A 21835-nucleotide genomic window follows, 5' to 3' on the forward strand; every position below is an offset into this window, starting at 1 on the left:
ATCAGAAGCGCCAGAACCGTTTCTGGAATCCGACATGCAGGGGATTTTTTTGTGTGAAAATAGAGATATGTCATATTTTCTTGCAATTTAGCCCTGTCATGAGGCACAAACTTCCGTAAAAAGGACGGCGAATTTGTAAAAGTTGAGGATGTTCCGTTGAAAGCCCGTTTTCTTGTTGCCGTTTCTTTGCTTGCTTCGAGCGTTTCGTGTGCATTTGCCGACAATATCGCAATGCCTGCTGTCACCCCGCCCGCGATTAAAGCCGGTTCGTGGGTACTTATGGATTATACCACCGGGCAGATTTTAACCGCAGGTAATGAACATCAGCAGCGCAATCCGGCCAGTCTGACTAAGCTCATGACCGGCTACGTGGTGGATCGGGCTATTGATAGCCATCGTATTACGCCGGATGACATCGTCACCGTCGGGCGCGATGCCTGGGCGGCGGCTAACCCGGTGTTTAATGGTTCGTCGCTCATGTTCCTCAAAGCGGGTGACCGCGTTTCGGTTCGCGATCTGAGCCGTGGCCTGATTGTTGATTCCGGCAATGACGCCTGCGTGGCGCTGGCGGACTACGTGGCCGGCGGCCAGCCGCAGTTCGTTAAAATGATGAATGACTACGTGCAGAAGCTGAATCTGCGCGACACGCACTTTGAAACCGTTCACGGCCTTGATGCGCCGGGCCAGCACAGCTCGGCTTACGATCTGGCGGTACTTTCGCGCGCGATTATTCACGGCGAGCCAGCGTTCTACCATATGTACAGCGAGAGGAGCCTGACGTGGAACGGTATTACCCAGCAGAACCGTAACGGCCTGCTGTGGGAAAAAACCATGCACATCGACGGCCTGAAAACCGGGCATACTTCCGGCGCAGGGTTTAACCTGATCGCGTCATCGGTGGACGGTCAGCGTCGCCTGATTGCCGTCGTGATGGGGGCCGACAGCCCGAAAGGGCGTGAGGAGCAGGCGCGTACGCTGCTGCGCTGGGGCCAGCAAAACTTTGATACCGTGCAGGTTCTGCAAAACGGTAAAAAAGTCGGTACCGAGCGTATCTGGTATGGCGATAAAGAGAAGATTGCCCTCGGTACCGATCAGGATTTCTGGTTAGCGCTGCCGAAAGCCGAAGTGCCAAATATTAAAGCCAAATACGTGCTGGATAAAAAAGAGCTGGAAGCGCCGCTGGCCGCCCATCAGCGGGTGGGGGAAATTCAACTGCTCGACCGCGATAAAGTGGTGGCGCAGTGGCCGCTGGTGACGCTGGAAAGCGTGGGTAAAGGCGGGCTGTTTTCACGCTTAAGCGATTACCTGCATCATAAAGCCTGATGTAAACCTGATTATCCTTGATTAGCGCCCCTCTTTTCAGGGGCGTTTTTGCGCTCCCGGTGGTCGTTGCCTGGCGGAGCAGGTACAATTTGCCCTTTCGTTTTTTGTGGAGAGTGGGTGTGCGTCCGGATAAGTCACTCAGCCCGTTTGAAATACGCTTATATCGACACTATCGTACCGTGCACGGCGCGCGTATTGCGCTGGCCTTTGTCCTGACGTTTCTAATCGTCCGCCTGCTCGGCATTCCTGACGGTTCATGGCCGTTGATCACGCTGGTGGTGGTCATGGGGCCGATTTCGTTCTGGGGCAACGTGGTTCCGCGCGCCTTCCAGCGGATTGGCGGTACGGTACTTGGCTCCGCGCTGGGTCTGGTCGCCCTCAAGCTGGAACTTATCTCACTGCCGCTGATGATTATCTGGTGCGCGGCGGCGATGTTCCTCTGCGGCTGGCTGGCGCTGGGTAAGAAACCGTATCAGGCGCTGCTGATTGGCATCACGCTGGGGGTGGTGGTCGGCGCGCCGCCGGGCGATATGACCACCGCGCTGTGGCGAAGCGGCGACGTCATTTTCGGCTGTCTGCTGGCGATGCTATTTACCGGTATCTGGCCGCAGCGGGCGTTTATCCACTGGCGTATCCAGATGGCCACCTTCGTTACCCAGTTTAACCGTATCTATCAGGCGGGCCTGTCGCCGAACCTGATTGAGCGGCCGAGGCTGGAAAAACACCTGCAAACGGTACTCAACGATGTGGTGAAAATGCGCGGCCTGATTACCCCGGCCAGCAAAGAAACGCACATTCACAAAGGCATCTTTGAGGCGATCCAGACCGTGAGCCGCAATCTGGTGTGTATGCTGGAGCTGCAAATTAACGCCCACTGGGCGACCCGCCCAAGCCATCTGCTGATGCTCAACGCCCAGACGCTGCGCGAAACCCAGACCATGACGCAGCAAACGCTGCTCTCCATCGCCCACGCGCTGTACGAAGGTAATCCGCGCCCCATTAAGGCCAACAGCGAGAAGCTCAACGACATTGTCGCCGAACTGCGCCAGCTGGTGAACGACTACAAGGGCGATAACCTTTCGGAAACGCCGATTCATGGCTACGTCTGGCTGAGCATGGAACTGGCGCGTCAACTGGAGCTACTCTCCAGCCTGATGTGCCGCGCATTGCGTAAATAAAAGGCAGATGCGCAGGGTTTTGCGTCTGGTTGTTTCGATTCAGCTGGATTTAGGGTTATGATGAACCCAAAGCAAAAATGATTGTTTGCCGCAACGGTGATACGCGAAGTCATACTGGTTGAAGGGGATATCAGTAATGTGTACCTTATCGTGTAGCCGTTGTTTTAACGAATCCGACTCTCAACTATCAGGGGTATAAAAATGGAAACCACGAAACCTTCGTTTCAGGACGTACTGGAGTTTGTACGTTTGTTCCGTCGTAAGAACAAACTGCAGCGCGAAATCCAGGACGTTGAGAAAAAGATCCGTGACAACCAGAAGCGTGTCCTGCTGCTGGACAACCTCAGCGACTACATCAAACCGGGCATGAGCGTTGAAGCTATTCAGGGCATTATTGCCAGCATGAAAGGCGACTATGAAGATCGCGTTGATGACTACATCATCAAAAATGCTGAACTGTCTAAAGAACGCCGCGACATCTCTAAGAAACTCAAAGTGATGGGCGAGCAGAAAGGCGAGTAACCGTCATTCTCGGGTGGCGGCGCTGCCGTCACCTGGTCAATTCCGTTTTTCCTTTCTTCCTACCGCCACAACCTCAGTGACATCGCGAGCAATGCGGAGTATAAAGCTCTGTGTTTGATATATTAGCCACAGTGATGTGGGAACATATTGATATCAAAGGATCTCGCTAACCATGCTGCAACATCAGGAAGCGCAATCATGATGCTGGTGACCGGCGGCGCACGCAGCGGCAAGAGCCGCCACGCTGAATCGTTACTCAGCCAGTATCCTCAGGTTTGCTATATCGCCACCTCGCAGATTTTCGACGCCGAGATGGCCGAGCGTATTCAACATCATCGGGACAGTCGCCCCGCGCACTGGCGCACCGAAGAACGCTGGCAACATCTTGCCGACATTATTACCCCCCACAACGATCCCAACGAAGCCATCTTACTGGAATGCATCACAACGCTGGTGACCAACATTCTCTTTGCCTCGGGCAACCCGGACGAGATTGAGCGATGGGACTTCGACGCGCTGGAACGCGAAGTTAACGCCGAAATCGACGCGCTGATAGCGGCTTGTCGAGCCTGCCCGTCGCCGGTGGTGCTGGTCACCAATGAAGTGGGGATGGGCATCGTGCCCGAGAATCGTCTGGCCCGGCATTTCCGCGATATTGCCGGGCGCGTGAACCAAAAGCTGGCGCAGGCGGCGGATGACGTCTGGCTGGTGGTATCAGGGATTGGAGTCAAAATAAAATGAGCCGACTGTTTTTCGCCACACTTTCGTTTATGAGCCGTCTGCCGGTGCCGCAGCGCTGGTCGCAGGGGCTGGATTTAGACCGCTACGTCAGCGGCGTGATCACCTTTCCGTTTATTGGCTTGCTGCTCGGGGCGCTGAGCGGCCTGGTATTTATCATCGTTCAGGCCTGGTGCGGGATCCCGCTGGCGGCGTTCTTTGCGGTACTGGCGCTGGCGCTGCTGACCGGGGGCTTCCATCTGGATGGGCTGGCAGATACCTGCGACGGTATTTTCTCTGCTCGCCGCCGTGAAAAGATGCTGGAAATTATGCGCGACAGCCGTCTCGGTACGCACGGCGGCCTGGCGCTGATCTTCGTCCTGCTGGCGAAAGTGCTGGCCGTCAGCGAACTGGCGCTACGCGACACGCCGATGCTGGCCGCCATTGCTGGCGCCTGTATTGCCGGGCGCGCGGGGTCGGTGCTGATGATGTACCGCCACCGCTATGCGCGGGAAGAGGGGCTGGGCAATCTGTTTATCGGCAAAATCAGCTTCCGCCAGACCTGGGTTACGCTGGTTATCGGCGGCGCACTGGTTACCGCCATGCTGGGTATGCATGGCCTGCGTGCGTTGCTGGTGGCGTTTATTGGCGTCTTTATTTTAGGCCTGTTGCTGAAACGCACGCTCGGTGGACAAACCGGCGATACGCTGGGGGCGGCAATTGAGCTAGGCGAAGTGATTTTCTTGCTGGCGCTACTGTAAGCCAGCGTTTAACGGGGTAAATAATAAAATATGCAAACACTGGCTTCATTATTAGCGGCGATTCCTGACGTCGATAACGTCGCGATGGCACAAGCACAGCAACATATTGATGGGCTGCTGAAACCCACCGGCAGCCTGGGGCGTCTGGAGTCTTTGGCGGTGCAGTTGGCCGGTATGCCGGGGCTGCACGGTACGCCGCAGGTGGCGAAGAAAGCCATCCTCGTAATGTGCGCTGACCACGGCGTCTGGCATGAAGGGGTCGCGGTCTCTCCTCAGATTGTCACGGCAATTCAGGCGGCAAATATGACTCGCCACAATACCGGCGTCTGCGTGATGGCGGCACAGGTCGGTGCCGACGTACACGTGATGGATGTCGGCATTGATGCCGATCCGATTCCCGGCCTTATTGATATGAAGGTCGCGCGCAGCAGCGGCAATATTGCGCAGGGTCCGGCGATGAGTGCCGAGCAGGCGCAGTCGGTACTGATGTCGACCATCAATTATACGCGCCAATTGGCAGAGCAGGGCGTGACGCTGTTTGGCGTGGGCGAGTTGGGCATGGCGAATACTACCCCGGCAGCGGCGATGGTGAGCGTGCTCACCGACAGCGAGCCGGAAGCGGTGGTAGGCGTAGGCGCAAACCTGCCGCAGACGCAGCTGGGGCATAAAGTTGAGGTCGTTCGCCGCGCTATCGCTGTGAATCAGCCGAACGCCGACGATGGTCTTGACGTGCTGACGAAAGTAGGCGGCTATGACCTGCTGGGAATGACCGGCGTGATGCTCGGCGCCGCGTCCTGTGGCCTGCCGGTGGTGCTGGATGGTTTCTTGTCCTACGCGTCGGCGCTGGCCGCCTGTCGGATTGCGCCTGGCGTGAAGCCATATCTGATCCCTTCGCACTTCTCCGCCGAGAAGGGCGCGCGCATCGCGCTCGCGCATCTGGAGCTTGAGCCGTATCTGCACATGGAGATGCGTCTTGGTGAAGGCAGCGGCGCGGCGATGGCGATGCATATCGTGGAATCGGCTTGCGCCATGTACAACCGCATGGGCACGTTGGCGGGCAGCAATATCGTCCTGCCGGTATAAGGTTCTTACTTCGCTAACATTTGGCGAAGTAACCATTCCCGCAGCGTCACAATATCCCGGCGCTGCGCGGTTTCTTCGGTCGCCACCAGATAGTAGTTTGCGCCGGGCAACGTCATGTTGAACGGCGCCGTCAGCACGCCACGTTGTAACAAATCTCTCGCCAGCAACTCACTGGCAATCACCACCCCTTGGCCCGCGACTGCCGCCTGTAGCGCATGCGTCTCATCGCTAAAGGTCAATCCAGCATGGATATTTAAGCCCGCAGGTCCGTAGCGCTGTTGCCAGTGTTCCCAACTGGGTTCATCGGCGGGGACGCGGCGGTTTTCGACGTGGAACAGCGTGACTGACTGTAAATCCTCCGGCTGGCGTATGTTCAGTGTCGGGCTGGCGACGACGATAAAGCGATCGGTATACAGCAGCGTGCAGTGCAGCGCCGCTTCCGGCGTCTCGCGATAGCGGATCGCGACGTCTACGCTGCGCTGGCTGAGATCGACCCGCTCGACGCTAGTGTGCAGGCGGAGATCGATAGCCGGAAATTCCGCTTTAAAGTCAGCCAGCCTCGGAACCAGCCAGTGGGTAAGGAAATTGGAGGTGGTGGTCACCGTGAGCGCCGGCGGTTGCTGGGCGCGAAGCACCTGTACTGTCGCCTCTTCCAGCGCGGCAAACGCGCGTTGAGTTCCTGCATAAAGCACTCTTCCGCTTTCCGTCAGGCTCATACCCTGCGCGCTGCGCTCGCAGACCCTGCACCCAAGCACTGACTCCAGTAGTTTGATTTGATGGCTGACTGCCGTGGCGCTCACACCCAGCGTGTCGGCGGCCCGTTTAAAGCTCTGGCTTTCGGCGACTGCGTGGAACGCCCGCAGCGCGCCAAGCGGCGGGAGGCGTATTTTCTTCATACCTGAGTTTTTCTCATCTATAGCTGAAAACTATGCGTTTGTTTAAGCCATTATATAGGGCGTAGGCTACCCGGCATGTAAAGCGAGAAATGAATTATTCTCATGATGATGTCGGGAGTCGAAAATGAGTACAGAGATACACAACGTGACGTTGCCGAGCGAAGAGAGTGCGGTACGCGCCATTGCGCTAGGTTGCGGGACGGCGGCGGCGGGCCTGTTGCTGAGAATGGCGACAATGGTTGGGGTGGGAATCAGCATGATCTTGTTGGCCGCATTGGCTGTGAGCATCGGTCTGGGGGGCATATTGGCACGTCAGCGGGGGATAGCGCGTCACGGCTTTCTACTGGCCGCCGCGGGCTGGTTGCTGGTGCTGCTGACAATTCTGAACGGTCATATAGGAAACGTGCTGTTACCCGGTATTCTCATCGGCGGTGTGGGGCTGGGACTGGCTCACGGCCGGTACCTTGTTGAGAAACGAATGGGCACGACGATAAGTTGCGTTGCAGCGGTGACGGCCGTTTTACTGATTCAGGCTTGTGCTGCACCGGGATTGATGGGGTACGTCTTTGCTTTTGCGTTACCCATCGATCTCGCCTTACTGGGGGCGCTACTGGTCCGGATTGCGGAACAGGAAAGGCGTTGAAAGCAAAAATCCCGCTTAAGTTTCCTTAAGCGGGATTTTAAAATGTGGCTCCTCTGACTGGACTCGAACCAGTGACATACGGATTAACAGTCCGCCGTTCTACCGACTGAACTACAGAGGAATCGTGTGAACGAGGCGCATATTATCGGGGTACCCCGTGGTTGTCAAAGCCTGATTTGCAGAAAATAAATCGTTTGCTGATTAAATCTGCAATCAGGCTGAAAACTGACGTTTATTGCCGATTTTACCCGCAACCCACCCTCAGGCGGCGTCTTCTTTTTTCGCTGGCGCATATTTCCACGCCCAACGCCCGGTAACCAGACGACGATAAAACAGCGTGGCACGTGCCGCCCAATCGAGGAACATCCCCATCCAGACGCCAACGACACCCCAACCGAGCAGGATACCCAGCACGTAACCCACGACCACTCGGCAGCCCCACATGCTCAGCATGGAGACCCACATGGCGAAGCGCACGTCGCGTGCCCCTTTAAAGCCCGCAGGCAGCACCCAGGAAGCCGCCCAAATCGGCATAAAGGCAGCGTTCATCCACAGCAGGATTTTCACCACCTCTTTGACATCCTCTTCATGGGTGTAGAACGACGCAAACAGCCCGGCAAACGGTGCCGTCCCCCACGCAATCACGGTAAGTACAATGGTCGACATCCAGAAGACGTGGCGCAGCTGACGTTCCGCCTGCGCGAGCTGACCGGTACCAAGCCGTTTACCGGTGATAATAGTCGATGCCGATCCCAGGGCGTTACCCGGTAGGTTAATCAGTGCCGCCACCGAGAAGGCAATAAAATTACCGGCAATGACATCAGTCCCCATCCCGGCAACAAACATCTGGGTCAGCAGTTTACCCCCGTTAAACAACACCGATTCAACGCTAGCCGGGATCCCAATCCCCATCACTTCCCAGATAATCGCGAAATTCAGTGGTTTAAAGTAGCTTTTAAGCGGAATGCGCAGAGCCGGATTGAAGCCAACCATCAGCACAATGATGATCATCACCGCGCCGATGTAGCGTGAAATGGTCAGCCCGAGACCCGCCCCGGCAAAACCAAGACCGTCCCAGCCGAAAGCGCCGTAAATCAGCACGCTGCTAATCAGAATGTTAAGAATATTCATCCCGCCGTTAATCATCAGCGGGATCTTCGTATTCCCGGCACCACGCAGTGCGCCGCTGCCAATCAGCGCAATCGCGGCGGCCGGGTAGCTCAGAACGGTCAGCTCGAGATAGGTCAGCGCCAGCGCCTTGACTTCGGGCGTCGCGTCACCGGCCACGATATTAATAATTCCGGCACCAAAATAGTGAATGACCGCCGCCAGTATCGCCGCGAAGAGGGTCATGATCACCAGCGACTGTCGCGCCGCCGCACGCGCCTTGCGACGGTCCCGCTTGCCGAGACTAAACGCCACCACCACCGTTGTCCCAAGGTCAATCGCGGCGAAGAAGGCCATAATCACCATATTGAAGCTATCGGCCAGGCCTACGCCCGCCATCGCCTCTTTTCCCAGCCAGCTCACGAGGAAAGTACTCAGCACCCCCATCAGCAAAACGCAGGTATTTTCCAGAAAAATGGGTACAGCAAGGGGGGTGATTTCACGCCAGAAGAGAACTCGATAACTTTTGCGTTTTTGATACCAGGGCGTACGCGAGACGGCCTGGCGAAGCACGGCGGTGACGTTCAAAATGGACCTTAGATCTGAAAGTTGAAACTCCATTTCAAATGATGAGGGAGAATCACCGATCCTGCAAAACATTTTTCCTTAATTTTTGTCTGGAATGGCGACAAATTGTTGATGGAATAGGCAACTGCACCACAAAGCGCTAATTGGGGTTTGACAAAAGTTTTTTCGCCGCTAAGATACGACTCCACAACGATTCCTCTGTAGTTCAGTCGGTAGAACGGCGGACTGTTAATCCGTATGTCACTGGTTCGAGTCCAGTCAGAGGAGCCAAATTTAGAAAAGCCTGCTTTCGAGCAGGCTTTCTGCTTTTCTGCGTTCAGCCACTTCCTCGACATCGCCATGGCGAGCCGAGGAAAGGGGTTAACGGAACGGCGGTTCGTTGAAGGTGCGTAACTTACGTGAGTGCAGGCGGTCGCCCTCAGCACGCAGCAGGTCGATGGCGCGAATGCCAATCTGCAGGTGCTCTGAAATCGCCCCTTCATAGAAGCGGTTAGCCTGACCGGGCAGTTTTATCTCTCCGTGCAGCGGCTTGTCCGACACGCACAGCAGCGTGCCGTAGGGGACGCGGAAACGGTAGCCCTGTGCGGCGATCGTCGCGCTTTCCATATCAATGGCCACCGCCCGGCTAAGGTTAAAGCGCAGTGCGGATGCCGAATAACGCAATTCCCAGTTGCGGTCGTCGGTCGTCACTACCGTGCCGGTACGTAATCGCTGTTTGACTTCCTCTCCCGGCATGCCGCTAACCTGCTTGGTGGCATCGTACAGGGCGCGCTGTACCTCGGCGATACTTGGGATCGGAATATCCGGGGGCAGCACGGCGTTGAGTACGTGGTCGTCGCGCAGGTAGGCATGCGCCAGCACGTAGTCGCCAATCGACTGACTCTCGCGCAGGCCGCCGCAGTGACCAATCATCAGCCACACGTCCGGACGCAATACCGCCAGATGGTCGCAGATATTTTTGGCGTTGGACGGGCCGACGCCAATATTAATCAACGTAATTCCCTGACCGTCTTTAGTGAGCAAATGCCAGGCCGGCATCTGGTGCTTTTTCCACGCCAGATCGGAAATCGCTTCCTCCGGCGCTTCGGTATCGGCGGTGATCCAGATTCCGCCCGCGCAGGAAAGCGATACATATGGGCTGTCAGGATCGAGGATCTGACTGCAACCCCAGCGCACGAATTCATCAACGTAGCGGGTGTAGTTGGTGAACAGCACGAACGGCTGGAAGTGCTCGACCGGTGTGCCGGTGTAGTGACGCAGGCGCGCCAGCGAGAAGTCGACGCGGCGGGCATCAAAATGCGACAGCGGATAGAACTCAGTGGCATGGGTTAAGCCATCCGCCGTTTCATCGCCAATTTGCGACAGCTCGGTCGTCGGGAAGAAGCGCGTGAGATCGGCGCTCATGGAGCGATCGAGATTGAGGCCGTCTATCACATACGGATAGGGGATCTCGTGCTGTGACAGGCTGACTTCAATATGGGCGTCGTAATCTTCATATAGCAGCGACAACTGCTCCAACAGGTAGCTGCGGAACAGCGTCGGGTGGGTGATGGTGGTCGTGTAGCAGCCGGAGTGGGTAAAACGGCCAAACGCACGGGTTTTCTGCGCTTTGTGCGCGCAGCCGCTCCAGGAGACCGAGAGCTGGGGATAGACAAATAATCCGTTGGCCCGCGCTTCAGCGCCAGGCAGTGATCGATCCTCTATAAACAGACGGATGGCGTCACGTAATGCATTTACCGATTGATCGTACAGCGCCTGGAGTTGATCCAGCGCCTGCTCAGGGGTCAGACTCACGCCCGTGTTACTCATCGTTCGCTCCTTGTGTCAGGTCTGCAGCTTTCCCGATAGTATGTCAGCGGATGATGAAACAAAAGCGCTAGCCGGCTTCCTTATAACAACTGATTAACATTTAACCATATTCTTCATGCTCAAAGGGAATAGCAGCGCGGTGGGCGAAAAAAGCTATAATTAACCGATATCTGCCGTGAATGAGGAAAGGGAAATGGGACCTCGTGTAAAACTCTGGTGTGCGTTAATTCTGACAGCGGCTAGCCACAGCGCGCTGGCCGTCACTTACCCGCTTCCGCCGGAGGGAAGCCGTTTGGTCGGCAGTACGCTGAACATCACCGTGCCAGAGAATAACCGGTTGCCGCTGGAGGCGTTCGCCGCCCAGTACGGGCAAGGGCTGAGCAACATGCTGGAAGCTAACCCGGGCGTGGACGTATTTCTGCCGAAATCGGGATCCTCGCTGGTGATCCCACAGCAGCTGATTTTACCGAACACTGTACGGCAGGGGATCGTAGTGAACGTTGCCGAAATGCGGCTTTATTATTATCCACCGGGCAGCAATACCGTTGAAGTATTGCCGATCGGCATTGGTCAGGCTGGACGTGAAACGCCGCGAAACTGGGTGACGGCGGTTGAACGTAAACAGGAGGGGCCGACCTGGACGCCAACGGCGAATACCCGTCGCGAATATGCGAAGCGCGGCGAAAGCCTGCCCGCTTTTGTGCCTGCCGGGCCGGATAACCCAATGGGGTTGTATGCCATCTATATTGGGCGGCTTTATGCCATTCATGGCACCAATGCGAATTTCGGTATTGGCCTGCGCGTGAGTCAGGGCTGTATCCGCCTGCGCAACGACGATATTAAATACCTGTTTGATAACGTGCCGGTGGGAACGCGGGTACAGATTATCGATCAGCCGGTGAAATACACCGCCGAGCCGGACGGCAGTCGTTGGGTTGAGGTGCACGAGCCGTTATCGCGCAACCGCACAGAATACGAATCGGATAACAAAGTTCCGTTGCCAATGACGCCTGCTCTGCGTAGTTTTACTGAAGGGCAGGGGGTTGATGTGAATCGCGCAAGATCGGTACTGGAGCGTCGCTCGGGGATGCCGGTGAATATTAGCGTCTCGCACAACACCCTTTAAATTGCACAATGCAGATTGCCAAAGCCCGCGCCGTGCGGGCTTTTTGCTGTCAATTAGCAGGGAGAATGAGATGAGCACCGTCGTAAACTGGGGCGTCCTGGGCTATGCCAGAATTGCTAAAAATTCGATTATTCCCGCGATTTCGCGGGCGGATAATGCGCGCCTGTACGGTGTCGCATCGCGTCATCAGGCCGACTTGCCAACCGGCGAATGGGAACAGAGCTACGGTGATTATGCGGCGCTGCTCGCCGATCCGGCCATTCAGGCAGTTTATATTCCGTTGCCGAACTCGCTGCATAAAGAGTGGGTACTTCGGGCGCTCGAAGCGGGCAAGCACGTACTGTGTGAAAAACCGATTGGCCTGACCGCCGCCGAGGCGCAGGAGATGTACCAGGCGGCGACGCGCCATAATCGCTTGCTAATGGAAGCGTTTATGTATCAGTACACCGACCGTGTACGGGTGATCAAGCAGGTACTGGAAAGCGGCGCGCTGGGCGATATTCGACATATTAACGTCTCGTTCCGTTTTCTGCTGGATCGTCCAAATACCATTAAAATGCAGCCAGCGCTGGGCGGCGGGGCGCTGTACGATGTGGGCTGTTATCCGGTGAACTTTATCGGCATGGTGACCGGGCGTCTGCCGGTACGCTGCAAAGCGCTGTGCGAAACGGAGCAGGGCGTTGATACCAATCTTTCGGCGCTACTCCAGTACGACGATGGGTTGATTGCCAATATTCACTGCGGATTTAACGCATATGGCCGCAATTATGCGGAGATTATCGGCACGAAAGGCATGCTCATTGTCGATAAACCGTTCCTGGACGATGCGGGGGCGCTGCATCTGCATACCGCCGACGGCGTGCGCGAACTGCCGGTTAGCGAATCCGACCGCTATCAGGCGGAGATTCGCCATTTCTCCAGCGCGGTGCTCAACCAGCCTTCGCGGCTGATTCCGCTGGAAGAGACGGTGCGCAATATGCAGGTGCTGGATATGATTCACGCCGCGCTGTAATCCTCCGCTCGCGACGCCGGATGCTGCCGGCGTCGCGTTATCGCGCAAACCGTCGCGACCCCAGAACGCACAGGATGACGCCGAAACTCACGATGATCATCTGCGGGTTTACCGCCTCGTGAAGAAGTAGGGCAGACAGCGCCAGTCCTAAAAAAGGCTGCAACAGCTGTAGTTGCCCAACGGCGGCAATCCCTCCCGCCGCCAGCCCTTTGTACCAGAAGATAAAACCAATCAGCATGCTGAATAACGAGACATAGCCAACGGCCAGCCATACCGAAGGGGAAAACGCGCCGAACAGGGGCGGGCGAGTGATAAATGCGGCTAAAAGCATTACCGGCAGCGATATCAACAGCGCCCAACCGATGGTCTGCCAACCGCCGAGTTCGCGCGTCAGCTTTGCGCCCTCCGCATAGCCCAGACCGCAGGCCAGCACAGCGGCAAGCATCAGCGCATCGCCAGTCAGAGACAGCGTCGCACTTTGAAAGAGAGCAAAACCCGCAACGAGCAAACTGCCAAGCAGCGAGAACATCCAGAACGCGATGCGTGGTCGCTCACCGCCACGTAGGACGCCGAAAATCGCCGTCGCCAGCGGCAGCAGCCCAATAAAAACAATCGAGTGGGCGGCGGTAACGTAGCGCAAGGCAAGCGCGGTGAGCAGCGGAAAGCCAATAATGACCCCCAGAGATACAATGAGCAACGGCAGGATTTGCCCGCGATGCGGCCTGGGCTGACCAAATCCCTTAAGCAGCGCGACGGCGACCAGCCCCGCGATAGAGGCGCGTAAAAAAGTCAGAAAGAACGGATCCATTTCCAGTACCGCTATTCGCGTCGCCGGCAGCGAGCCGCTAAAAATGATTACCCCCAGCAAACCGTTGAGCCACCCGGAATGCACCTGCTGTTTTGCGCCTACGATATTCATCTCCTGCTCCTTGTCGTTGAGTGATTCTCGCAGCGATGGTAGTTTCTCGTATTCGATACAATCAAATTATTGTCATGGATACATTGTATGAAGGCGCGGTATAAAACGCTGGTTGACGCTTATGCCCTGGCTATCCGCAGCGGGAAACTGGTGGCAGGAAGCCGTTTACCCACGCATCGGCGATTGGCCGCAGAGCATCATATTTCTTTAGCGACGGCGACCCGCGTGTACGCCGAGCTGGAAGCGATGGGGCTCGTGAGCGGTGAAACGGGGCGCGGCACCTTTGTGCGAGAAATCGCATTAGCGATGGGGCACGGTATCGATCAGCAGGCGATCGCCGCAGATGTACTTGATCTTAATTTTAACTATCCGTCGCTGCCGGGGCAGGGCGATCGGCTGCGTGAGGGGCTGCGGCAGTTGGCCAACGTTGGGGATATTGAATCGCACCTGCGTTATCAGCCCCACGCGGGAAGGATAGGGGAGAGAGAAATTATTGCCCACCACCTCAATACTCACGGCCTGACCGCACGCGCGGAGAATGTGCTGATTGTTAACGGCGCTCAGCATGGGCTGGCCGTTGCGGTCATGGGGTTGCTGCGTCCCGGCGACGTGGTGGCCGTCGATGCCTTAACCTACCCAGGATTCAAAGCGCTAGCGGCACTGTATCAGCTGGAGCTGCTCGCGATTCCCGTCGGCGATGACGGCCCCGATCTCAATGTGCTCGCGCGTTTATGCCGGATGCGACATCTGCGCGCGGTCTACACCATGCCAACATTGCACAACCCTCTCGGTTGGGTGCTGAACGCCCGCCAGCGGCAGCGGCTGGCATCCATCGCCCGTCAGCACGACCTGCTGGTGATTGAAGACGCAGCTTACGCCTATCTGGTTACACGTATGCCATCGCCGGTGGCGAGCTATGCGCCGGAAAGAACGGTTTATGTAAGCGGCTTTTCGAAAGATGTTGCCACCGGAATACGCGTGGGGATGGTCGTCTGCCCGGAGGCCTGGCGTCCGGCGCTTGAACGTGCTATTCGGGCGACCACGTGGAATACGCCTTCGTTGATGAGTGCGCTGGTTTGCCAGTGGATTGTTGACGGGACCGTTTCACAACTGGCGAAGCAGAAAAGGCGCGATGCTCGCCAGCGCCAGCTTCTTGCCCGCGAAGTGCTGGGGCCGCTGCCGTGTATCAGCCACCCGGACTCATGGTTTCTTTGGCTACCGCTGGCCGAGGAGAGTCGGGCTGACCGGGTGGCGAAGCAGTTAATGGATAAGCAGATTTTAGTTTCAACCGCTGAACCATTTTGCGTGACGACCCACGTCCCGCAGGCAATTCGCGTGGCGCTAGGTTCGGTCTCGATGGCTCAACTCCGCGTTGCGCTGGCGGCAGTGCGCGAAGCGATTGAATATGAACAGAGTCGGTAGCGGAAAGTCGAAAAGCAAAAAGCCTGCTCGAAAGCAGGCTTTTCTAAATTTGGCTCCTCTGACTGGACTCGAACCAGTGACATACGGATTAACAGTCCGCCGTTCTACCGACTGAACTACAGAGGAATCGTGTGAACGGGGCGCATATTATCGATGTCCCTACGGCTTGTCAAAGGGTGAAAAGCGCGAATAAGTTCGTTTGCTGACAATTTCAGCAATTCGCCGTTATTTGCTCATTTTACCCGCGCTTTGCACCGCGAAAGTGCACATTTACCCCTTATGGGGCATACGGCAATCTTCTGGCTGGCCTAAAAAAGGGGCTCAGCGATAGGTTTATCCGCATTTAGCGCCTTTTTCAAAACTGGCAAGCATCTTGCAATTCCTCCGATTACTTAACGCCAGCGTGGCAGTGGATCTCGAACCGGAGGCAAGAATGAACTTAAGACGACTGAAATACTTCGTGAAAATCGTCGATATCGGCAGCCTGACTCAGGCGGCTGAAGTGTTGCATATCGCACAGCCCGCGCTGAGCCAACAGGTTGCAACGCTGGAAGGGGAACTCGACCAGCAGCTGTTGATTCGCACCAAGCGTGGCGTTACGCCTACCGAGGCCGGTAAAGTGCTTTACACGCATGCCCGCACGATTCTGCGTCAGTGTGAACAGGCGCAGCTGGCAGTGCATAACGTCGGGCAGACGCTGAGCGGCAGCGTTTCTATCGGCCTGGCGCCGGGCACGGCGGCTTCGTCGATTACCATGCCGCTGCTGCAGGCGGTGCGTAATGAACTGCCGGACGTGCTGGTCTATCTGCATGAAAATAGCGGCACGGTGCTGAACGACAAACTGCTGAACGGCCAGCTCGATATGGCGGTGCTCTACGATCGCGCGCCGCTGACGGGGATCGTCAGTCAGCCGCTGCTGAAAGAAGATCTCTATCTGGTCGGTACCCGCGACTGTCCGGGGCAGAGCGTGGATCTTACGGCAGTCGCCGAGATGAATCTGTTCCTGCCGCGTGACTATAGCGCCGTACGCGCGCGCGTTGACGAAGCGTTTTCGCTGCGCCGCCTGACGGCAAAGATTATCGGTGAAATTGAGTCTATCTCCACGCTCACTGCGGCGATCGCCAGCGGGATGGGCGTGACCGTGCTGCCGGAGTCGGCGGCGCGTTCGCTGTGCGGTGCGGCAAACGGCTGGATGGCGCGCATTACCACGCCGTCGATGAGTCTGCCGCTGTCGCTCAACGTTTCGGCCCGCGGCCAGCTGTCGCCACAGGCCCAGGCGGTGAAAGAGATTCTGATGTCGCTGGTCAGCCGTCCGATGCTGGATAACCGTGAATTGCTGCTGGTGAGCTAAGCTTATATTCCATTCAGGAATATGTTGCTGGTTTTTATTATTTGTTTGTCTGTCCGACAAACTTTAACAATAGCGTCATAACTGACTCAATCGGGGTGACGCGTGAACTTCCAGCAACTTAAAATTATTCGCGAAGCGGCGCGGCAGGATTACAACCTGACCGAAGTCGCCAATATGCTCTACACATCGCAGTCAGGCGTTAGCCGACATATTCGCGAGCTTGAGGAAGAGCTAGGGATTGAGATCTTCATTCGCCGCGGGAAGCGGCTATTAGGCATGACCGAGCCGGGCAAAGCCCTGCTGGTGATTGCCGAGCGGATTCTGAGTGAGGCCAGTAACGTTCGCCGCCTGGCCGATCTCTTTACCAACGACGCTTCCGGCGTGCTGACCATCGCCACGACCCACACCCAGGCGCGTTATAGCCTGCCGCCGGTGATTAAAGCGTTTCGTGAAATTTTCAAAGATGTGCGCCTGGAGCTGATTCAGGGCACGCCGCAGGAAATCGATGCGCTGCTGCACAGCGGTGGTGCCGATATTGGTATCGCCAGTGAGCGGCTCAGTAATGATGCCACGCTGGTGGCCTTCCCCTGGTTCCGCTGGCATCACAGCCTGTTAGTGCCAACCGACCATCCACTTACCCAGACCACGCCGCTGACGCTTGAAGCGATCGCCCGCTGGCCGCTGATTACCTATCGTCAGGGAATTACCGGACGCTCGCGCATTGATGAAGCCTTCAATCGCAAAGGGCTGACGCCGGATATCATACTCAGTGCGCAGGATTCAGACGTGATCAAAACGTATGTGGAGCTGGGGCTGGGGATTGGGCTGGTGGCCGAGCAGTCGGGCGACGCGCAGGAGTCCGGTAGCCTGGTACGGCTGGATACCCATCATCTGTTCGATGCGAATACCGTCTGGCTGGGGCTAAAACGTGGTCAGCTTCAGCGTAACTATGTATGGCGTTTTATTGAGTTGTGTAATGCGGGGCTGTCGCTGGAAGAGATTAAGCGCCAGGCGATGGATTTGGAAGAGACGGTGCTGGATTATCAGATTTGACGCTGTGCACTGACGGTGAGCGAGATGCTATCCGCCGACGGGCGGATAGCACAGAGGATTAGTCGTTAAACTTCACCGGATTAGCTCGGTATGACAGGAGCTTCTCGCGCATCCAGCGGCTACTGTTGCGGTTAACCGCGCTGACCACGCCGGTGGTGGCGCCGCCGCCGACCTGAACGTGGAAAATCCCGCGCGAAGGGAAGTCCTGGTATTTCGCCGTGGTGAAATCCCATTCATGGCGGCTAAAGAGTTCCCGCGGCGTGCGACCCATCATGCTGGCATGGACATCAAGAAATTCGATGTTCAGCAGTTTCGGGTTAATGGCCTCGAGGGTATTGCCAATTTCAGCATGACCCATCAGATAACTCCCGCCGGTCCCCCAGAACTGTTCCTCAAGTTCACCAACCTCATCGCTAACGCTTGCCAGACGGCTGGCCGGCATCTGCCACGGCAGTACCGGCTGGCGGAGATGGCGGCTCAGCGCCGCGCAATAATCGAACGTTCTGTCCCACTCATACGGTGAATAACAGTAGCCATTTTTGTAGGCGCGGGCGGTAAAGTCGTCAGCCTCGTAGCGGTCTACGGCCATAAAGTCAGCGCCCTTAGCGATAGCGGGGGTGCCGTCAGCCTGAGCGTATTGAGTCTCATCAAAGACGCCGACCAGCAGCGCGTACTGTGCGGAAAGTTTGCCTGCCAGTGCCGGGCTGATGGTCAGCTTTTTCTTCTGGCCATCTTGCGGGTCAAAGACGTCGTCATAGGTGAAGTCGTCATACACCCACTGGGAGCCGCCGACGCTCCACAAGTTAATCTGCCAGCCAAGTGAGACATCCGGTGCAACCACACGTACGAGCCAGTTCACGCCTTTGATATAGCCCTTCAGCGTGTCGGTAATTCCAGCAGGGATAGCCAGATTCACCCCGTGATGCGCCATCGCCTTAGCAAGCGGTTCGCGTACCGGGACCGGATAATCGGGGGAGAAACCGTATTTTTGGCACTCGCCAAGATAGTCTGGGTTGACGATAAAGCCTGCCGGCACTGGATGAGCATCGTCTTTCATCGTCTGGGCCATCTGCAACGCCTGAATAAAGTTGGCGAAGCTAAACTGATGACGAACCGGATCGTCGATGATGTTTTCTACGTCCCCCAGTGAAAGGTTACAGGTGTATGAGACCATCACCGGCAGCACGCTATCGCCGGTTTTCGCCTCAACATCACGGGCCATCTGGATAATTTTGCTGGTGGGTTCTTTTGCCGGGTCGAGATAAGCCGAGGCATCGCCCATGCCGTCATCGCCGGAATATTTGAACAGCGAAGAGACTCGCGCCTGTGCCAGATCCTCTACGTTGCTCGGCGACATATCGGCGCAGCCGCCGAAGCTCAGGAAGTCCGGGAATCCTTTCACGCACAGGTTGGCCCCTTCACTAATCGCTACGTTGACGGTAACCGGCATTCCTTCGGCAACGTGCAGCTTTTCAGGCAGAACGTCGATGTAGTACAGCGTGCCGTCCTGAATAAAGGTGCTGGAGGCGATGTGATAAATGCCGGGGGCAATGGCCTCCGCCGGGGTGTGGTGGCCAGTCTGCATCGGCAGGGGAGAGAAAAGGTATTGGCGCGGCGCGTCACACTCCTCAATCAGACGCAGTTCAAACGCAGCTGGCACCTTTTTTTCGGCCTCAACGGCGATGCTCAGTGTCGAAGATCCCCTGAAGATATCCTCATACTGATGAATATGCGTCTGGTTAAGGGTTACGCTATGGAAGCTGTTATCCAGCGTGCCACACTGAGCATCGAAGCGGTATTGAACGTTATTTAACGTGATGTCATGCATCCGCAGAGAGTAGTTGCCTTGTACCGGCCGCTGTTCCAGACGCAGTGTTTCGCCCGCGTGCAGCACAATACGCTGAACCTCGCTGTTATTTTCGAGATAGTCCAGCGTTAGCGCTTCGCCGTACAGCGGATGATTGGCCGGCAAATCGACAGTCACTTCCAGCGTGGTGCTGCGCTCTGCGGGAGCAAAGGTAAGGGTCAGCGAGGTACGCTGCCCCTTCGTGATATTCAGCGTCGCGGCACTCAGCTGTACCGCTGCGCGAACGGTGCCATCCGCAGTACGAAGCTCCGCCGCGCTGGCAGAGTAGGTACCAGCAGCGATTCTGAAGCTGTTGGCACCCGCAACGGGATGCAGCATCTCTTGCTTTTCGCCGCGCGTCAGCGCCAGTCCTATCATGCAGGTTTCAAGCCCGGCAGGGAAGCTCTCACAGGTGACGAGCAGTTCCCCCGTGATGTCGGTCTCTTCATCCGCCGCGATGGTGAAGGTATCACGCAGCGTTGACCATGCAGGCACGCTATTTGAAGAGACGTTAACGCCAATATGGATATCTGAAATCGCGCTACCGATAGCGGAACCGTCTGCGGCGGTAAGCGTCAGTTTGACATCAAAAATACCGCTGGATACTTCGCTGGACTGTACTGTGGTCTTTATTGCGCACCAGGGGTTAGTGGTCACTGTTATATCGCCTTCAGTAATCTTTCCCGGCGCACTAAAGGAGAGCACCATCTTTTCCTGAATATCCACACGTTGGCCTTCGGTGGAGGTGAAGCTACTGATATCGACGGTGGGGTACCAGGTATCGTCAGTAAATTTAAGCGTGAAATCTAATTGCATGTTTTCTCTCCCTGAGAAGGTCAGTGTGATGGACGCCGTATTTGCCGTTGTTCCTGAGCGGCAGAACCGTGTCCTGGTGGTGTTTTTTATAATTAAAACCCCAGAGAGAATCATGTAACTTATTGATGAAATGATATTATTTTATATTTTGATATCGCGGTGATGGTGCGTGACGCACGGCTACCGGATAAATGATGACAATGAGGTGAGGAGTGATGGTGTGTGTCGGAGGGATTGCTAAATGCCGAAAAGCAAAAAGCCCGCTCGAAAGCAGGCTTTTTTAAATTTGGCTCCTCTGACTGGGATCGCCGTAGCCAGTAACTGGCTAATTGGTAAGCTAAACCTAAAAATTCTGATTGTCAAGACCACCAGAATGACCACTATTTTTTTCTGGTTTTTCCTTTCTGAACGCAAGCCGAGTATTATGGTTTGTATACCACCTCATCTATGCTTTCCTTCAAACCAGATAAAGCGCAAAAAAGCTGTGCGGTAGATCAGCCAAGGATTGCTACATAACATCAGGAGCCAGATAAATGATGGAAGGTCAACTAATTTTCTGCTCGGACTCAATATTACGCTTTCGTTCTGACTACGATGAAACAACAGCTCTTCCGTTGCTATCAATACAGGAAGCCATTTCAGATACCGATCCCTTTTTTCTTCTCCGGTTCTTTCGTCATACCGTGATGATTGAAGAAGGAACAACGCTGGCGAATATCTTTTTTGCGATTGAGCCGTGGAAGGAATTGCTAACCGCTTATTTGGATCGGGATGTTGGGGCCTATATTGTCGAAGTAAGAAAACCATCTAAACCTACTACATGGGATCTTGAGTGGATTGGCATTGATCGCCGCAGCTCTGTTTACCGCGCATATCAGTATCAGGATATGGGAGACGGTGAGGATTTTACAGCCTGGTTCAACCGTGAGCGGATCCCTACTGAAGAATTTGAGATTGAAAGTAGCTGTGATGCTTCTGGTTTTATCAAAGGTGATAAGGAACGCTGGAGCCTTAGTGAAAATGTCCACGAAATTAAAAACCTGCCAGTGATCCTCTACAACAAGCAAACACTGATGACCTTACAGCAGGATGAGTTGCTAAGAGAAAGTGCCTCTGGGGTAAGTAGTACCGATCGTGGTCATTTTGTTTATGGGGATACCTCTTTTTCCTTTTATGAAGTAATGGAAGCGATCTTTATTAGTGGTTTGTTTTTCCATACCCCAAGTGCTGCTACAAACTGCTTTGACGGGTTGAAAAATAGTCTCGATGGACTGGAAAACGAGGTGACGAAGGAGGCTGAATCTAATCTTGCTGACACCGAAGAAGAGAAACCGCTAAAAGTGGAGGTTGCCGAGGGAGCCTTTGATTCTCTGATTACCCACATGGAGTCTGAAACCGAAAACTGGCAGCTTATTAAAAAACAATGCCAAAAAGAGGGCTCTTTGCCAGTCAGGATTGGGGTTATTACACAGGCAAAGCCGCCAGATTTGCGCTTGTGTGGAGAGATTTGCCGGGATAGCAGTGGCGTTTAAGTTGTTATCGATTTCTATAATGTTTTTGAGGCAGCGGTTGAATTTATGTCACTGTTTCAGCGAGAAAAAAGGATCTCCAGCTATTTATTTGATATAACAGCATGGAGACTGAACGAGAAAAGCCGAGGTGA

At 55.6% G+C, this 21835-nt stretch carries 20 protein-coding genes and 3 tRNA genes; 14 read left to right on the forward strand and 9 right to left on the reverse strand.

The annotated features are described in order from the left end of the window. Positions 1 to 156: 156 nt before the first annotated feature. The 6 genes from dacD (at position 157) to cobT (ending at position 5584) form a co-directional block, all read left to right on the forward strand. Positions 157 to 1323 carry a serine-type D-Ala-D-Ala carboxypeptidase DacD gene (gene dacD / locus M989_RS08750; RefSeq protein ID WP_064544394.1) on the forward strand — a complete coding sequence of 389 codons (1167 nt, stop codon included), beginning with the start codon at positions 157 to 159 and terminating at the stop codon, positions 1321 to 1323. 119 nt (positions 1324 to 1442) lie between these two features. Next, the gene (locus M989_RS08755; protein WP_064544396.1) at positions 1443 to 2501 is read left to right on the forward strand and encodes an FUSC family protein; all 1059 of its coding nucleotides are present in this window, start codon (positions 1443 to 1445) and stop codon (positions 2499 to 2501) included. A gap of 201 nt (positions 2502 to 2702) precedes the next feature. Beyond that, entirely contained in the window at positions 2703 to 3023 is a 321-nt protein-coding gene (locus M989_RS08760) for a DUF496 family protein (protein WP_035894853.1), read from the forward strand. Positions 3024 to 3218: 195 nt separating this feature from the next. After that, a complete protein-coding gene (cobU, locus tag M989_RS08765; protein ID WP_064544481.1) occupies positions 3219 to 3764 on the forward strand; it encodes a bifunctional adenosylcobinamide kinase/adenosylcobinamide-phosphate guanylyltransferase in 546 nt (181 codons plus the stop codon). Then, positions 3761 to 4501: an adenosylcobinamide-GDP ribazoletransferase gene (cobS, locus tag M989_RS08770; protein WP_064544398.1), complete on the forward strand. Its 741-nt coding sequence runs from the start codon at positions 3761 to 3763 to the stop codon at positions 4499 to 4501. Before cobU ends, cobS begins: the two co-directional genes overlap by 4 nt. Before the next feature lie 30 nt (positions 4502 to 4531). Continuing rightward, a complete protein-coding gene (gene cobT, locus M989_RS08775) occupies positions 4532 to 5584 on the forward strand; it encodes a nicotinate-nucleotide--dimethylbenzimidazole phosphoribosyltransferase (protein ID WP_064544400.1) in 1053 nt (350 codons plus the stop codon). A 5-nt stretch (positions 5585 to 5589) separates the two neighbouring features. Here cobT and M989_RS08780 read toward each other — a convergent pair whose 3' ends face one another. Continuing rightward, positions 5590 to 6480, reverse strand: coding sequence for a LysR substrate-binding domain-containing protein (locus M989_RS08780; protein ID WP_064544402.1), 891 nt, complete (start codon positions 6478 to 6480; stop codon positions 5590 to 5592). 124 nt (positions 6481 to 6604) lie between these two features. On the opposite strand from M989_RS08780, the gene M989_RS08785 reads away from it, so the two are divergent. Beyond that, complete coding sequence (locus tag M989_RS08785; protein ID WP_064544404.1) at positions 6605 to 7123, forward strand: hypothetical protein; 519 nt, start codon at positions 6605 to 6607, stop codon at positions 7121 to 7123. A 45-nt stretch (positions 7124 to 7168) separates the two neighbouring features. Here M989_RS08785 and M989_RS08790 read toward each other — a convergent pair. From M989_RS08790 to M989_RS26490, 3 genes are all read right to left on the reverse strand, one after another. Next, positions 7169 to 7244: transfer RNA gene (locus M989_RS08790), tRNA-Asn, on the reverse strand. Between the two features lie 140 nt (positions 7245 to 7384). Beyond that, a complete protein-coding gene (locus M989_RS08795) occupies positions 7385 to 8851 on the reverse strand; it encodes an EmmdR/YeeO family multidrug/toxin efflux MATE transporter (RefSeq protein WP_064544407.1) in 1467 nt (488 codons plus the stop codon). Further along, positions 8827 to 9006: a DUF5951 family protein gene (locus M989_RS26490; RefSeq protein ID WP_425337840.1), complete on the reverse strand. Its 180-nt coding sequence runs from the start codon at positions 9004 to 9006 to the stop codon at positions 8827 to 8829. Before M989_RS26490 ends, M989_RS08795 begins: the two co-directional genes overlap by 25 nt. Positions 9007 to 9012: 6 nt before the next feature. Here M989_RS26490 and M989_RS08800 point away from each other — a divergent pair. Continuing rightward, positions 9013 to 9088 (forward strand) — tRNA-Asn (locus M989_RS08800). Between the two features lie 90 nt (positions 9089 to 9178). Here the strand turns inward: M989_RS08800 and M989_RS08805 are convergent. Beyond that, positions 9179 to 10627 (reverse strand): AMP nucleosidase, encoded by a 1449-nt coding sequence (locus tag M989_RS08805; protein WP_064544409.1) that lies wholly within the window; start codon positions 10625 to 10627, stop codon positions 9179 to 9181. Between the two features lie 193 nt (positions 10628 to 10820). Between M989_RS08805 and ldtA the strand changes: the two genes are divergently transcribed. Both ldtA and M989_RS08815 read left to right on the forward strand, forming a co-directional pair. Next, complete coding sequence (ldtA, locus tag M989_RS08810) at positions 10821 to 11753, forward strand: L,D-transpeptidase (protein ID WP_064544411.1); 933 nt, start codon at positions 10821 to 10823, stop codon at positions 11751 to 11753. Between the two features lie 70 nt (positions 11754 to 11823). Continuing rightward, positions 11824 to 12765 carry a Gfo/Idh/MocA family protein gene (locus tag M989_RS08815; protein WP_064544413.1) on the forward strand — a complete coding sequence of 314 codons (942 nt, stop codon included), beginning with the start codon at positions 11824 to 11826 and terminating at the stop codon, positions 12763 to 12765. 37 nt (positions 12766 to 12802) lie between these two features. On the opposite strand, the gene M989_RS08820 is transcribed toward M989_RS08815, so the two are convergent. After that, positions 12803 to 13684 (reverse strand): DMT family transporter, encoded by an 882-nt coding sequence (locus M989_RS08820; protein WP_064544415.1) that lies wholly within the window; start codon positions 13682 to 13684, stop codon positions 12803 to 12805. 87 nt (positions 13685 to 13771) lie between these two features. Between M989_RS08820 and M989_RS08825 the strand changes: the two genes are divergently transcribed. Beyond that, positions 13772 to 15106, forward strand: coding sequence for an aminotransferase-like domain-containing protein (locus tag M989_RS08825; protein ID WP_064544417.1), 1335 nt, complete (start codon positions 13772 to 13774; stop codon positions 15104 to 15106). A 50-nt stretch (positions 15107 to 15156) separates the two neighbouring features. Here M989_RS08825 and M989_RS08830 read toward each other — a convergent pair. Then, positions 15157 to 15232 (reverse strand) — tRNA-Asn (locus M989_RS08830). A 307-nt stretch (positions 15233 to 15539) separates the two neighbouring features. Here M989_RS08830 and nac point away from each other — a divergent pair. Then, on the forward strand, positions 15540 to 16457 hold the full coding sequence (nac, locus tag M989_RS08835; RefSeq protein ID WP_064544419.1) for a nitrogen assimilation transcriptional regulator NAC: 918 nt from the start codon (positions 15540 to 15542) through the stop codon (positions 16455 to 16457). Positions 16458 to 16559: 102 nt separating this feature from the next. Further along, positions 16560 to 17510, forward strand: a complete 951-nt coding sequence (gene cbl / locus M989_RS08840) for an HTH-type transcriptional regulator Cbl (RefSeq protein ID WP_064544421.1) — start codon at positions 16560 to 16562, stop codon at positions 17508 to 17510. A 58-nt stretch (positions 17511 to 17568) separates the two neighbouring features. Here the strand turns inward: cbl and M989_RS08845 are convergent, their stop codons facing one another. Both M989_RS08845 and M989_RS26495 read right to left on the reverse strand, forming a co-directional pair. Further along, a complete protein-coding gene (locus tag M989_RS08845; protein ID WP_064544423.1) occupies positions 17569 to 20172 on the reverse strand; it encodes a hypothetical protein in 2604 nt (867 codons plus the stop codon). A gap of 237 nt (positions 20173 to 20409) precedes the next feature. Beyond that, positions 20410 to 20598 (reverse strand): hypothetical protein, encoded by a 189-nt coding sequence (locus M989_RS26495; protein WP_425337841.1) that lies wholly within the window; start codon positions 20596 to 20598, stop codon positions 20410 to 20412. Positions 20599 to 20708: 110 nt separating this feature from the next. Here M989_RS26495 and M989_RS08855 point away from each other — a divergent pair, with 110 nt between their 5' ends. Next, positions 20709 to 21704, forward strand: a complete 996-nt coding sequence (locus M989_RS08855) for a hypothetical protein (protein WP_064544484.1) — start codon at positions 20709 to 20711, stop codon at positions 21702 to 21704. The last annotated feature ends 131 nt before the right edge of the window (positions 21705 to 21835 follow it).

Source organism: Kluyvera georgiana ATCC 51603 (genome assembly GCF_001654985.1).
Taxonomy (GTDB): Bacteria; Pseudomonadota; Gammaproteobacteria; order Enterobacterales; family Enterobacteriaceae; genus Kluyvera; species Kluyvera georgiana.